The organism is Thalassotalea sp. 273M-4 (assembly GCF_041410465.1).
In the GTDB taxonomy this organism is placed as follows: Bacteria; Pseudomonadota; Gammaproteobacteria; order Enterobacterales; family Alteromonadaceae; genus Thalassotalea_A; species Thalassotalea_A aquiviva.
Genome location: NZ_CP166961.1, coordinates 1,883,419 through 1,897,681, shown reverse-complemented (window position 1 = coordinate 1,897,681; position 14,263 = coordinate 1,883,419). Strand labels below are relative to the sequence as shown.

Below are 14,263 nucleotides of genomic sequence, written 5' to 3'. Positions count from 1 at the left end.
ATTTACAGCTGATTGATTTATTTACTCTGATAAACAGAAATTTATAGAAACAGTAAATAAGCAAACCTGATGAACAGGAAAGAATACACTTATGGCAAAATCTCTGGTAATTGTCGAGTCGCCAGCTAAAGCGAAGACAATTAACAAATATCTTGGTAAAGACTACATTGTAAAGTCCAGTGTAGGGCATGTGCGTGACTTGCCAACAAGTGGGACCGGTAAAAAGGCACCTACCAAATCTCCGGCCGAGGTCCGCAAGATGACGCCAGCGCAAAAGGAAAAATATAAGAAAAAGCGCGACAAGATTTCTTTATTTAACCGCATGGGCATTAATCCGGAAAAAGATTGGGAAGCAACGTATTCTGTATTACCGGGCAAAGAAAAGGTGGTGAATGAACTAAAAGCTTTGGCAGAAAAAGCCGATAAGGTTTATCTCGCAACCGATTTGGACCGCGAAGGAGAAGCCATTGCTTGGCACTTGAAAGAAATTATTGGTGGCGACGAAGAGCGTTTTCGCCGTGTGGTATTTAATGAAATTACCCAAAGTGCTATTCAACAAGCGTTTAAAGAACCAGGTGAGCTTAATATTAATGGGGTTAATGCCCAACAAGCGCGTCGCTTTTTAGACCGTGTTGTGGGGTTTATGGTCAGCCCTTTACTGTGGAAAAAAGTAGCGCGTGGTTTATCTGCCGGGCGCGTTCAATCGGTGGCGGTAAAGCTGGTTGTTGAGCGTGAGCGTGAAATTAAAGCCTTTGTTCCTGAAGAATATTGGGAAATTGAAGCAGACACCTTGTCTAAAGATAAGCAAGCGTTAAAGCTTGACGTTACCCATTTCAATGGCAAAGCTTTTAAGCCAAACAATGAAACTGATACCAAAAATGCTGTTCAAACCCTAGAACAAGCCCAATATCGAGTCAGTAAACGAGAAGACAAACCGTCTAAAAGTCAGTCTTCAGCTCCTTTTATTACCTCTACCTTGCAACAAGCGGCGAGTACTCGCTTAGGTTTTGGGGTAAAGCGGACTATGGGCTTAGCACAACGTTTATATGAAGCCGGTCATATTACCTATATGCGAACAGACTCAACCAATTTAAGCAAAGATGCGGTTGATAGCTGTCGTGATTATATTTTGAAAAACTTTGGTGAGAATTACTTACACGATAAACCAAAAGTGTATGGTGCTAAGTCTAACGCCCAAGAAGCGCATGAGGCTATTCGTCCATCGAATGTGTTTGTTGAAGCCGCCATGCTTGATAATATGGAAGCCGATGCTCGCAGATTGTATGATCTTATTTGGCGTCAATTCGTTGCTTGTCAAATGACGGCTGCTCGTTATGATGTTAGTACCATAACCGTTAGTGCAGATAAATATGACTTAAAAGCGAAAGGCCGAGTGATGCGCTTTGATGGTTGGACCAAAGTACATAGTCTTGCTGCCAATAAAACTGGCAGTGAAAAAGATGTTCACTTACCGGATTTAGCCGTTGGTGATGCGCTCACCTTAGAGCACCTTGAACCGACGCAACATTTTACCAAGCCAGTGGCTCGCTACGGCGAAGCATCTTTGGTAAAAGAGCTTGAAAAGCGCAGTATTGGTCGCCCATCGACCTATGCCTCAATTATTTCAACCATTCAAGACCGTGGTTACGTGCGCTTAGAGGGTAAACGTTTTTACGCCGAAAAAATGGGCGAGATTGTTACCGACAGTTTATCTGGTAGCTTTGAAGACTTAATGAGTTACGACTTTACCGCCAATATGGAAACCAAGCTTGACGATATTGCTGCCGATAAAGCGTATTGGAAGAATGTTCTTAGCGAGTTCTACCAAAACTTTACTCAGCAACTAGAACAAGCCGATAAAGATGTTGAACAAGGTGGGATGCAGCCAAACTTGCCTGTGTTAACCGACATAGATTGTCCAACCTGTGGCCGTAAGATGGGGATTCGCACCGCATCTACCGGGGTGTTTTTAGGGTGTTCTGGCTATAGCTTACCGCCCAAAGAACGCTGTACTCAGACCATGAACTTAACCCCAGGCGATGAAGCTGAAAACGTAACCTCGATTGATGAGGAAACCGAAGCCCTTCGAGCCATGCGTCGCTGTGACAAATGTGGCACGGCGATGGACAGCTACCTTATTGACGAAAAACGCAAACTACACGTCTGTGGTAATAATCCAGTTTGTGATGGTTACCAAGTTGAGCAGGGCGAGTTTAAAATCAAAGGTTACGATGGCCCAGTGCTTGAGTGTGATCGCTGTCAGTCTGACATGGAACTTAAAAACGGTCGCTTTGGTAAGTACTTTGATTGTACTAATCCAGATTGTAAAAATACGCGTAAATTACTTGCCAACGGCGAAGCTGCGCCACCAAAAGAAGACCCTGTCGATTTACCAGAGCTGTTGTGTGAAAAGTCAGACGCTTTTTTCAAATTACGTGATGGAGCCGCTGGGATTTTCTTAGCAGCGAGTACTTTCCCTAAATCACGGGAAACACGAGCGCCTAAAGTCGCTGAATTGCATCGTTTTCGTGATCGTATTTCACCTAAGTTTTATTATTTAGCCGATGCACCGCAAAAAGACCCTGATGGCAATGAAGCTATTGTGCGCTTTGCTCGTAAGACCAAAGAACAATATGTGATGACCGAAGTTGATGGCAAAGCTACCGGTTGGGTTGCTAAATATGTTGATGGTAAATGGGTAGAAGAGCAAACCAAAAAGAAAGTTGCTAAAAAGCCCGCCAAAAAAGCTACGACTAAAGAAAAGTCGAAATAATAGACAAATGATTTGACGTTAAAAGCCCGATCTAAGATCGGGTTTTTTATTTCAAATTTTAAAAAATTATTGAAACTTTTTATTTGAAAACTCGTCTTATCAGCAAAGAATGATCATCTTTTGAAAAGACTTAGTGGGATTGGTATTAAAGCGGGTTTCGATTCAATCTACAAGAACAATGAATTTCTGAGCACCTTACACATAAATAGAAGCCCCATATAAAAGAGAATCAACAAAGTTAACACCAGATAAGTAATACGTTTATTTAATGTTTCTAAAACTGGCTTTTAGCATAATTAAAGGTTTGTTGGTTGATTTTTAGGCGTTCATTTTTGGTTACAATAAGTTCAGATAAAAATTTTATTTGTTCTATATCAAGTTTTTTGTTGTTGGTGTATCATTTGGCGCAATTTTTTATTAGCTAGAAGTTATAATATGTCACACGAAAACTCTTTTACCGAATCTACGTCAAAACGTCACTTATTTATCGCATTGTTAGCACTTTTCGCTATGCCTTTGTTACCAATGTTGATGGGGTGGTTCACGCACTTTTAATCTTGGTATCACTCTAAACGCTGTCAAAAAGGAAATATTATGACCGTTAAAATACTCTTAATCGAAGATAACGAACATGTAAGGGAAGAACTTTCAGAATTACTGGCTAATTCTGGGTATCATGTAACGACAGCGACCAATGGTTTAGACGGCTACAGTAAGGTTCAACAAGAACATTTTGACTTGTGTGTCGTCGACCATTTAATGCCATTGATGAATGGCGTTAACTTTGTAAAAAACCTCAATACAATGGACAATGGCGCACCAAAGGCGGTTATTTTTTTGACCACAAAAGATCTTGCTGAAGTTGAGCCATTATTTGCGCCACAGCTTGGATTTAAGATCTTAGCGAAACCCATTTGCCAGCAACTTTTCCTTGAAAATGTGCAACAACTTGTTGGTCAATCCTGCGCGGTTGCCTAATTTCGTTACCGAATGACAACAATCATTTATAAATTCTTACTATAAAAGTTACTCATTTTCGATTATCCTGTAGTCAAACATTTTTATTTTTTATTTATGATGACAGAAAACGAAATTTCTTACCTAAAAAGCGTAATCCACGATGTTCCGAATTATCCTATTGAAGGGATCATGTTCCGTGATATCACTGGCATTTTAGAAGACACCAAAGCATTCTCTCTTTGTATCAATCGATTAAAAGAAAAGTTTGCTGACCGTGGCATCACCAAAGTCGTTGGTACTGAAGCCCGTGGCTTTTTATTTGGTGCCCCATTAGCGTTAGCATTAGGCGTAGGTTTTGTACCGGTTCGTAAACCAGGCAAATTACCTCGTCAAACGTGTGCTCAAAGCTACGATTTAGAATACGGTCAAGATACATTGGAAATTCATTTAGATGCTCTTAATGAAAACGACAATGTGTTGATGGTTGATGATTTACTGGCGACAGGCGGTACCATTGAGGCCACGACGAAGCTTATTCGCAACCTTGGCGCTCAGGTAACGGAGTCTGCTTTCGTGATTGGCTTACCCGATCTTAAGGGCCATGAGCGTTTAGAGGCTTTGGGCGTCAATGTTTATTCGATGATTGAATATTTAGGTGATTAATTCTTTCATCTTTTAGTACAATCCTAAATAACGATAAAAATAACAATACAGGGTGAAAAGTATCACATTATGAGTTATCAGGTTCTTGCTCGTAAATGGCGACCAAAAGATTTTTCTCAACTCATGGGTCAAGAGCATGTTGTTACTGTTCTGGTTAATGCACTTAACCAAGAAAGGTTACACCATGCCTACCTTTTCACCGGCACTCGCGGGGTGGGTAAAACCACCATCGCTAGGATTTTTGCTAAAAGTTTAAATTGTCAAACCGGCATTACGTCAACCCCTTGCGGTCAATGTGATGTTTGTCAGGATGTTGATGCCGGTCGATTTATTGATTTGCTTGAAATTGATGCGGCCTCACGTACCAAAGTCGACGATACCCGAGAAATTCTTGATAACGTTCAATATGCCCCGTCAAGAGGACGTTTTAAGGTTTACCTTATTGACGAAGTGCATATGTTGTCAAAAAGCAGTTTCAACGCGTTATTAAAAACCTTGGAAGAGCCCCCGCAACACGTCAAATTTATTTTAGCCACAACCGATCCGCAAAAACTGCCGGTGACGGTTTTATCCAGATGTCTGCAATTTCATTTAAAAGCATTAACCCCTCAGCAAATTGAGCAAAAGTTAAAAGAAATTTTAACAGCGGAAGAGGTGAGCTTTGAGCCCGGAACCCTCGCGTTATTAGCGAAAGCGGCTCGTGGCAGTATGCGCGACTCTTTAAGTTTAACCGACCAAGCAATTGCTCAGGGTCAAGGTCACCTTAAACTTGATAATTTGCAAGCTATGCTTGGTGGCGTAGATCAATCCTGGATTTATAAGATTTTAATCGCTCTTATAAAGCAACAACCACAAGAACTGCTTTCATTAAGCCAAACCATCGCAAGTTATGCCCCAAGTTATCATCGTTTATTAGCAGAACTGTTGCAGTTATTGCATCAAATTGCAATGTGGCAATTAGTGCCAAATTCGGTGGATGTTGACGAGCAACGTGCCACATTATTGCATAAGTTTGCTAATGCGATGTCACCCCAAGATGTACAGTTGTATTATCAAATTGTGCTAAATGGGCGCAAGGATTTACCCTACAGTGGTGATGAACAAGCAGGTTTTGATATGGTGTTGTTAAGGTTGTTGGCGTTTAAGCCTGCAACGCAAACGGACTTTGTTGACAATCGCCAGCACCCTGATGCTCAACATCAGCAACCACAGTCAGTGGTTGCAAAATCTACTGAACCGACTCCTCAAGATACCGGGGCAAACGAGCCAACACAGACTCGTACTGACGAAGATGACACATCTGCCGTTATAACCACAAATATGGCGACAGAGTCTTTGACCCCATCAGAGACTTTGGCAAGACCAACACCAAGTGAAGATATAAATTCACTTAATGCGCAGCAAGAAGAGCTTGAGTCAATGGCTCAGCAAATGAGCGCAGAGCAGTACACTGACAATGCGCCAATAAAGCCGCAATCTCAATCTGCAGAAGTTGCTCAAAGCCAAGAGCTACTTGATTCAGCACCTGTAGGTGTAGAACAAGAGCATACTGAGCAAGTTACGTCTGATAATGCTAAACCCAGTGCTGCACAAGCGCATTCAAATCCAAGCACTGATACAGAACGATTACTGCAAACTCGCAATCTACTTAGAAGCCGTAAAAAAGCTTCGGAGGGTAGGGCAAAAAAGCCTGAACTGAAGTCTCAACAACCAACGGGTAAAACCGTTGCACCTACGTCAATGTCTGCAACAGAGCACATTGAACAAGTTGAGTCTAACAAGCAACGCGACTCGGCTGTAGAAACAATACCAGAACGTCCTCATGCGAATGAACAAGCTACTAGCCAAGCAATGGAATCGCAAGAAGGGCCTCAGGTTGACACATCGTCTTTTGCCAGTCAGGAGGGCTTTCCTTTAGCTCCTTCATATAAAGTAGAAGCTGAACCAGAGTTAACACAAGCTGATCAAAATATGGTGCAGCCAACCCAAGGGCAATCTGAGGCAGTAACTCTTAATTGGCAACATCGCACGGTGTTTTCTGCAGATACAATTAACCCAAATATTATAACTCGTGCGGCCCAAATAGACTTTTGGGCTCATTTAATTGATGCGATGCAATTGGGCGGTAGAGTTAGGCAGTTGACCTTAAACGCCACCCTAGATGAGAGCAGTAACGCTCAACATTTAATCATTAATTTGGCGCAAAGCTACAGTCATATTAATTCATCTTCTGCTCTGCAAAGTATTCAACAAAGCTATAGTCTGTTAGTACAACATGATGCGCAGGTAGATATTCACATAGTTGAAGATCCTGGTTATACCCCATTGTTGATTCAAAACATTATTGATCAAAAGCGCCATGAAAACGCCATATTAATCATCAAATCCGATGATTTTGTACAACGGATGCAGGGTGAATTTGCTGCTGAGATAGATGAAACATCAATTCAAGCTAAGTAACCGACAAAACAATTAACAATCATCGGCTGATACGATATGATCAGCTCATCAGTTTTAGCCCAAACGAGAGTGTAATTGAGCCATTTTATTGACATTCTTGTTTGGTAAAAGCCTTACTTTAGAGGCATTATTTTCGGAGATTTTATTATGATGAAAGGCGGCATGGGCAATTTAATGAAACAAGCCCAACAGATGCAGGCAAAGATGCAAAAAGCACAAGAAGAAATTGCCAATATGGAAGTAACCGGTGAAGCCGGTGCCGGTATGGTTAAAGTAACGATGACCGGAAACCACAATGTACGTCGTGTTGAAATAGACGAAAGTCTAATGGAAGACGACAAAGACATGATTGAAGATTTAGTCGCTGCAGCCTTTAACGATGCAGTACGTCGTGTTGAAGAAGAAAGCAAAACTAAGATGGGCAGCGTTACTGGTGGTATGCAAATGCCTCCAGGCTTTAAAATGCCATTCTAAGAAAGAACCCCAGATAAATAGCGCCTTATGGCGCTATTTTTTTGTCTGAAAACGAATGTGTATGTTCTTAAGCAATTAAATTTATTGTATCTAATTTGTCTCAATGCGCTTTAAATTTTTATTTTGTAGATAAATAATGGTAAGTTATTAAAGCAATATGTTGCTTGAAAAGGGCCTAAGTTGAAAAGATTAAAAGGGAAATTGATTAAATGGAATGCCGATAAGGGGTTTGGTTTTATCGCTTTGCCAACTGGCGGTCCTGATGTTTTTATTCACATATCTGCTTTTGAAAATAAGCAGCGCATCCCTTCTGTTCAAGATGTTATCACTTTCTCACTAAGCACCGATAAACGTGGCCGGGTCTGTGCGGTAAGTGCAACCTACTCGGGCGAAAAGCTTAAGAAAAAAGAACCTCAAAAAGCCAATCGATTTCCTTACTATCTTTCAATAGGTTTTTTGTTGTTCATTATCGGTGCATACTTCTCCGGCCTGATCACTATTAATCTTTTGTATATCTATTTTGCAACGAGTGTTATCACCTTTATCGCCTACGCCATCGACAAATCAAAAGCAAGGCAAGGACTTTGGCGAACAAAAGAGAGCACACTGCATCTTCTGGCTCTTGCCGGTGGTTGGCCAGGTGCGGCAATAGCACAACAAGCCTTAAGGCATAAATCGAAAAAAGGTGAGTTTCGAGGTATGTTTTGGATCACCGCCTTAATTAATGTCGCATCTCTTGCGTGGTTACTTTCAGACTATGGTGCAGAAGCTTACTTCTTCATAGCTATGCTTTAATAAAGTGTACAAGATTATTAAATAAATCCTCTTACAGTTAATTTGCCAAAAGCCCTGTTTCCAAATGAGGCAACATCCATTTCATCCTAACTGCGCAAAAAATTGACCTCATTCTTGCTCTGGAATTACAGGTATTTGTGAGTAAGGGTCATATCGAGCGTCAGAATATATGCTATGCCGGCCTTAGTTAATATTATTCAAAAGCGCACAGTGTAGACTGATGCTTAGCCATATTAAGTATGCCGACAATACAATCTGTTAAATAACTGCATAAAGATGTTAGGGGTTCATGTCGTTATAGTGAATCTTTTGCTCTATAACAAAATATTATTATTTTGATTATTTTTAATAATTTCACCTAATCTAAGTTCCTCCCTATACTAGCCTCATTCACGCAACAGGCGAATTACTTTTTTTTAGGAACATATATTATGAAAATGAATCACGTAGGCATTATGGTTGGCGATATGGATGTGGCTGTTGAGTTCTACACCAAAGCGCTAGGCTTAAACATTGTAATGAACAAAACCAAAGTGGAAGAAGAACGCGAAACCGCAATTGGTAAAATGTGTATTGCGGTTTTTGGTGAAGGTTTTGAAGGCTTCAATATTGCACATTTAGTTACCTCTGATGGCATAGGTGTTGAATTGTTTGAAATGAAAAACCGTCAAGAACGTCATATTGTTGACTTTACTCGTCTTGGTATTTTCCATTTTTGTTTGGAAACAGATGATTTTGAAGGTGCAATTGCTCGTACAGAAGAGTTTGGCGGCAAAGTGAGAATGGATATTATGCGCTATCACCCTGAAGACGACAGCAAGCCTTATAAAATGGTGTATTTAGAAGACCCATTTGGTAACTTATTTGAATTATATTCACATACCTATTCTGAAACTTATTCTGCTGATTACGAATAAATAACCGTTATATTAATCAGTTCTCTTTAGAATACCGTATAAATTTTAAGCCTCAATTCTCATTTGTTCATAATTGAGAGTTGAGGCTTTGTCATATCCCTTGAGTGTTTATAAGCTCAATAACAAACCTGACTTCATCTCCCTTGTAGTGATTCTTCCTGCTTATTTATGGGTTTTATCTATTTATCGTAACTAAAACCTAAGTTCATGTTATTTAATAAATAAAAAGAAATATGGCTTTGCAATTTAGAGCATAAAATAATTATAAAAATTTTTTAATCAGCAATGGACAATTTTTATTTTGGTATAAACTGAAATGTAAGGGAGAAAAAATATACCAAATTACTTTCACCTAAAAACGACTTGTACCGAATAATAATTAAGGATAGTCATGCTAACACCCAGTTCCGTGCAAACACTCAGCGATGCCAAGCTTATTGTTGAGCAAAAAGGCCTTACTCATGTCAAAGTTGGACTTTTTGATATTGATGGAATAATGCGCGGTAAATACATCAGCAAAGAAAAATTCTTTAGTGCGCTAGAGTCTGGCTTTGGCTTTTGTGATGTGGTGTTGGGGTGGGACAGTAATGATGAGTTATACGATAATGTCGATTATACCGGTTGGCACACTGGCTACCCCGATGCACAGGTTAGAGTCATCCCATCGTCCTGTCGAGCATTACCGTATGAAGACAATATGTTGCTGTTTTTATTAGAGTTTGAACAAGAAGCTGGCAGTATTTGTCCAAGAAATGTTTTAAAGAGAGTATTAGAGCGTTGCCATAATATGGGCTATGTTCCCTTCGCTGGATTTGAATACGAATTTTTTCTATTTGATGAAACACCTGAATCCGTGCGAGCCAAAGGATTTAAGAATTTGACGCCATTTACGCCAGGCGCCTTTGGTTATTCAATGCTAAGAAATTCAGTACATAGCGAGAAATATCACAGTTTGCTGGCCTTATGCGAGACCATGAACATACCTATCGAAGGCATCCATACAGAAACAGGTCCTGGAGTTTTTGAAGCTGCACTGACCTATGACCATGCTAAAAAAGCAGCAGACAATGCGGCTTTATTTAAAACGTTCACTAAAGTTTGGGCTCAACGCCAGCAATTAATGGCAACTTTTATGGCTAAATGGAATGAAACGTTACCCGGGCAAAGTGGCCATATTCATGTGTCTTTAACCGACGAGCAGGGCCAATCGGTTTTTTACGATGCTAATAAACCACACAACATGAGTGATACTCAGCGTCATTTTCTGGCCGGCCAACAACAATTGATGCCTGAATTTTTGGCGATGATTGCCCCAACGATCAATAGCTATTCTCGCATGGTGCCGGGACTTTGGGCCCCTCTTGACGCCAGTTGGGGGGTCGAAAATAGAACCACTTCTTTGCGGGTGATTCCCGGTAGTCAAAAGTCACAGCGTATTGAATATAGAATAGGCTCAGCCGATGCCAATCCCTATTTAGCATTAGCGGCAGCTTTAGCATCAGGCCTTTATGGCATTGAGCACAAGCTTGAGCCGTTAGCACAAGTCAAAGGCAATGCTTATAAACAAACATTGCCTGAGCAAATTATCCTCCCCAATACCCTCATGGAATCCGCCATGCGTATGAAACAATCTAAAACAGCCAAAGAGATGTTTGGTTCTGCTTTTGTTGATCATTTTGTCGCGACGCGAGAGTGGGAAGAGCGAGCATTTCGTAAGCACGTGACTGATTGGGAATTAAACCGTTATTTTGAAATCATCTAAGGTAAAGCTATGGTGGCATTAGAAACTAGAAAACAAATTACCTATTCACCTATTGATGGTCGAGTGTATGTGGAACGTGAACTGGCGGATGAAGTTCAAATTCAACAAGTTATCTCACGCTCGGTAACAGCACAAAGGTCGTGGAAAAAAACCAGTTTGGCTCAACGTAAAGCCATTTGTCTTGCTATGCTCGATGCGTTTGTTGCTAATAGTGACGAAATAGCAACACAACTGTGTTGGATGATGGGTCGTCCAATTCAATATTGCAAAGGCGAAATTAATGGGGTTATTGAGCGCGCTAAATACATGATAGAGGTCGCCGAAAACGCTCTAGAACCCATACAATTGGCACATAAACCAGGCTTTGACCGATACATTACCCGAGAACCATTAGGGGTGGTATTTGTTATCGCACCTTGGAATTACCCTTACCTTTGTGCCATTAACACCATTATTCCTGCAATTATGGCCGGTAATAGTGTCATTTTAAAGGCATCGGCACAAACACCACTTTGCTCTGAGCAATTGGCGGTTGCCTTTGCCAAGGCTAAATTGCCCCCCGATGTTTTTCAATACTTACATTTAAGTCATGAAGCAACCACCGCCATTTTAGAGCATGCGCCGATTCATTATGTAGCCTTTACCGGATCGGTTGAAGGCGGAAAAATTATTGAACGCGCAAGTCGCGGTCGATTTATTGGGGTAGGGTTAGAACTTGGCGGAAAAGATCCCGCTTATGTCCGTGCCGATGCCGATATCGATCATGCGGTTGAGACCTGTGTCGACGGTGCTTTTTTTAATTCTGGTCAGTCTTGTTGTGGTATTGAGAGAATTTATGTTGCCGAAAGTGTGTACGATGAATTTGTTGAAAAAACCGTGGCTAAGGTAAAGGCGTACAAACTTGGACGTCCTGATCAAAAGAAAACAACGTTAGGGCCTATGGTTTCGGCTAAAGCTGCTGACTTTGTGCGTAATCAAATTTCACAGGCTTTAGCGATGGGGGCAAAACGACATATAAACCCAATGGATTTTGCCATGGATAAACCTGGTTCACCGTATCTGGCACCACAAGTTTTAACCAATGTTAACCATCGCATGCGGATCATGACCGAAGAGTCCTTTGGTCCAGTTGTAGGGATCATGAAAGTGAGCAATGATCAACAAGCCATTGACTTAATGAATGACTCGCCATTTGGTTTAACCGCGTGCGTTTTTAGTCGAAACGTAGAACAAGCAACAGCCATCGGCGAACAACTTGATACTGGGACGTTTTTTGTCAATCGATGTGATTATCTCGATCCTGGACTGGCGTGGACTGGGGTCAAAAATTCTGGCCGAGGCTGTACTCTTTCTGTTTTGGGTTATGATGCGTTAACCAGACCAAAATCGTTTCATTTAAAGCTACCGTCCTAAGGAGCGAAATGCAATTCAAACACCTTGATGCGAACTGGCATTTTCCTACCAATATTCGACAGGGCATTGGTCGGTTCCAAGAGCTCGCTGAATGTTGCGCTGAGCTTGGTATCAAAAAGCCACTGATTGTTACAGACCCAGGGCTTGCTAAACTTGATTTCATCAAAAAGGCTGAACAAGTTTGTCAAGGTGCGGGTATAACTTCTGGGGTGTTTTCACAAGTAAGCTCAAATCCTACCGAAGAAAATGTGCAAGCGGGCACTGAGATATTTCATCAAGGTAGCCATGATGGGGTAATCGCCTTGGGTGGTGGGTCGGCTCTAGATGCTGGCAAGGCCATTGCACTTATGGTTGGGCAAAATAGACCGCTATGGGATTTTGAAGATAAGAACGATAATTACAAGCGCGTCAATGTTCGAGCTATGGCGCCGGTTATTGCCGTCCCAACCACCGCGGGTACGGGCTCAGAAGTCGGCCGAGTAGCGGTGATAACCGATCCAAAAGCGAAGTGTAAACGACTTATTTTTCATCCCAATATAATGCCTAAATTGGTGATATTAGATGCCGAACTCACGTTAGCTCTGCCAGATAAATTAACCGCTGCCACCGGTATGGATGCCTTATCACATGCCCTTGAAGCCTATTGTGCTACGTATTTTCACCCGATGGCGCAAGGTATTGCGCTTGAATCGATTCGACTTATTAAACAGTATTTACCTCGAGCATATGCCAATGGCCAAGACGTGGAAGCGCGGTGCAAAGTATTAGTTGCTGCAACAATGGGCGCCACGGCGTTTCAACGAGGGCTAGGCGCAATGCACGCATTGGCTCACCCACTAGGCGCTATATACAACAGTCATCATGGCTTATTGAACGCTATCTTGATGCCATATGTGTTAAAAGCAAACCAAAGCAAAATTGAGCAGCCTGTTACCCGACTTGCTCAGTATTTGGATTTACCTTTGGCCACCTTCGATGGTTTTCTAGATTGGGTATTATCTTTGAGGCATCAATTGGATATACCAGATACATTGGCGCAAATAGGAATCGATTTAAGCCAAGCTGAAATCGTTGCCAAGATGGCAATCGCCGATCCGTCTGCAATGGGTAACCCTATTTGTTTATCACAACAACAATATCACACACTTTTTGAATCGGCGGTGCTAGGACGTCTGTAATATGAGGGTGATTTTGACCGTTTTTATGCCAATGCTTGGGCAAAATGAGGCAAGCCTGCGCTGTTACACTAACCGGGTTTATAAGCCGTTAAAGCGAGGTGAGTGATGAAAGTCGGTGTATTGCTTTGTGATCATGTACAAGAACATTTGCAACCTCAACATGGCGATTACTCGCAGATGTTCGAATCTTTGCTGTTATCCGTCGACCCAAAATTGCAAATAACATTTTATGATGTGACCCAACAACATTTTCCCATTAGCCTTGATGAGTGTGATGTGTACATAAGTACAGGGAGTAAGTATGGGGTGAATGAGTCACATAGCTGGATAGACAATACACGTAAATTTATTAAGTTATTGTTTGTCAAAAATAAAGGTTTTGCGGGCATTTGTTTCGGTCATCAATTAATCGCCAAAGCCCTTGGCGGCAAGGTAGAAAAATCTGCTAACGGCTGGGGCATAGGGGTTGCAAAGACTGAGATAATTAACCCCCAAGATTGGATGATACCTTTTCAACCCCAGTTAAAATTAGCCGTAAGTCATCAAGACCAAGTCGTTCGTTTACCGCCAAATTGTCAAGTGCTGATGAGTAGCACATTTTGCCCCTATGCTATGATCCAAGTAGATAAGCACTTTTTAGGCTTACAGGGCCACCCAGAATTTTCAAAACAATACCTACATGATTTAATGCTGAGCAGGCACAGTATCATCCCTAAAGAACCATATCAAAGCGGTATTAAATCGTTAGAGCTTAGCCTTGACGGGCAATTAGTGATGGGCTGGGTGATTGATTTTTTAAAATCTACGCTTATTCGGTAAAGCAAACTTTGCTCATTGAACTTCTCAGCATCTGATCGCGTATTAAAAG

General features: G+C 41.4%; 11 protein-coding genes. All 11 read left to right on the top strand.

Annotation, left to right across the window (positions count from 1 at the left end):
- Window positions 1-91: 91 nt before the first annotated feature.
- On the top strand, window positions 92-2,773 hold the full coding sequence (gene topA / locus ACAY00_RS08640) for a type I DNA topoisomerase (RefSeq protein ID WP_371372497.1): 2,682 nt from the start codon (window positions 92-94) through the stop codon (window positions 2,771-2,773).
- A 594-nt stretch (window positions 2,774-3,367) separates the two neighbouring features.
- A complete protein-coding gene (locus tag ACAY00_RS08635; protein WP_371372495.1) occupies window positions 3,368-3,751 on the top strand; it encodes a response regulator in 384 nt (127 codons plus the stop codon).
- 96 nt (window positions 3,752-3,847) lie between these two features.
- Window positions 3,848-4,396 (top strand): adenine phosphoribosyltransferase, encoded by a 549-nt coding sequence (gene apt, locus ACAY00_RS08630; RefSeq protein ID WP_371372493.1) that lies wholly within the window; start codon window positions 3,848-3,850, stop codon window positions 4,394-4,396.
- Window positions 4,397-4,465: 69 nt separating this feature from the next.
- Window positions 4,466-6,856 carry a DNA polymerase III subunit gamma/tau gene (gene dnaX / locus ACAY00_RS08625; RefSeq protein ID WP_371372491.1) on the top strand — a complete coding sequence of 797 codons (2,391 nt, stop codon included), beginning with the start codon at window positions 4,466-4,468 and terminating at the stop codon, window positions 6,854-6,856.
- A 144-nt stretch (window positions 6,857-7,000) separates the two neighbouring features.
- Window positions 7,001-7,330 carry a YbaB/EbfC family nucleoid-associated protein gene (locus ACAY00_RS08620; protein WP_371379645.1) on the top strand — a complete coding sequence of 110 codons (330 nt, stop codon included), beginning with the start codon at window positions 7,001-7,003 and terminating at the stop codon, window positions 7,328-7,330.
- A gap of 180 nt (window positions 7,331-7,510) precedes the next feature.
- A complete protein-coding gene (locus tag ACAY00_RS08615; protein ID WP_371372489.1) occupies window positions 7,511-8,125 on the top strand; it encodes a DUF1294 domain-containing protein in 615 nt (204 codons plus the stop codon).
- Window positions 8,126-8,556: 431 nt separating this feature from the next.
- Window positions 8,557-9,042: a VOC family protein gene (locus ACAY00_RS08610; protein ID WP_371372487.1), complete on the top strand. Its 486-nt coding sequence runs from the start codon at window positions 8,557-8,559 to the stop codon at window positions 9,040-9,042.
- A gap of 391 nt (window positions 9,043-9,433) precedes the next feature.
- Complete coding sequence (locus tag ACAY00_RS08605) at window positions 9,434-10,804, top strand: glutamine synthetase family protein (RefSeq protein ID WP_371372485.1); 1,371 nt, start codon at window positions 9,434-9,436, stop codon at window positions 10,802-10,804.
- A 9-nt stretch (window positions 10,805-10,813) separates the two neighbouring features.
- The gene (locus tag ACAY00_RS08600; protein WP_371372483.1) at window positions 10,814-12,217 is read left to right on the top strand and encodes an aldehyde dehydrogenase family protein; all 1,404 of its coding nucleotides are present in this window, start codon (window positions 10,814-10,816) and stop codon (window positions 12,215-12,217) included.
- 8 nt (window positions 12,218-12,225) lie between these two features.
- Window positions 12,226-13,395 (top strand): iron-containing alcohol dehydrogenase, encoded by a 1,170-nt coding sequence (locus tag ACAY00_RS08595; RefSeq protein ID WP_371372481.1) that lies wholly within the window; start codon window positions 12,226-12,228, stop codon window positions 13,393-13,395.
- 105 nt (window positions 13,396-13,500) lie between these two features.
- A complete protein-coding gene (locus ACAY00_RS08590; protein WP_371372479.1) occupies window positions 13,501-14,214 on the top strand; it encodes a glutamine amidotransferase-related protein in 714 nt (237 codons plus the stop codon).
- Window positions 14,215-14,263 lie beyond the last annotated feature (49 nt).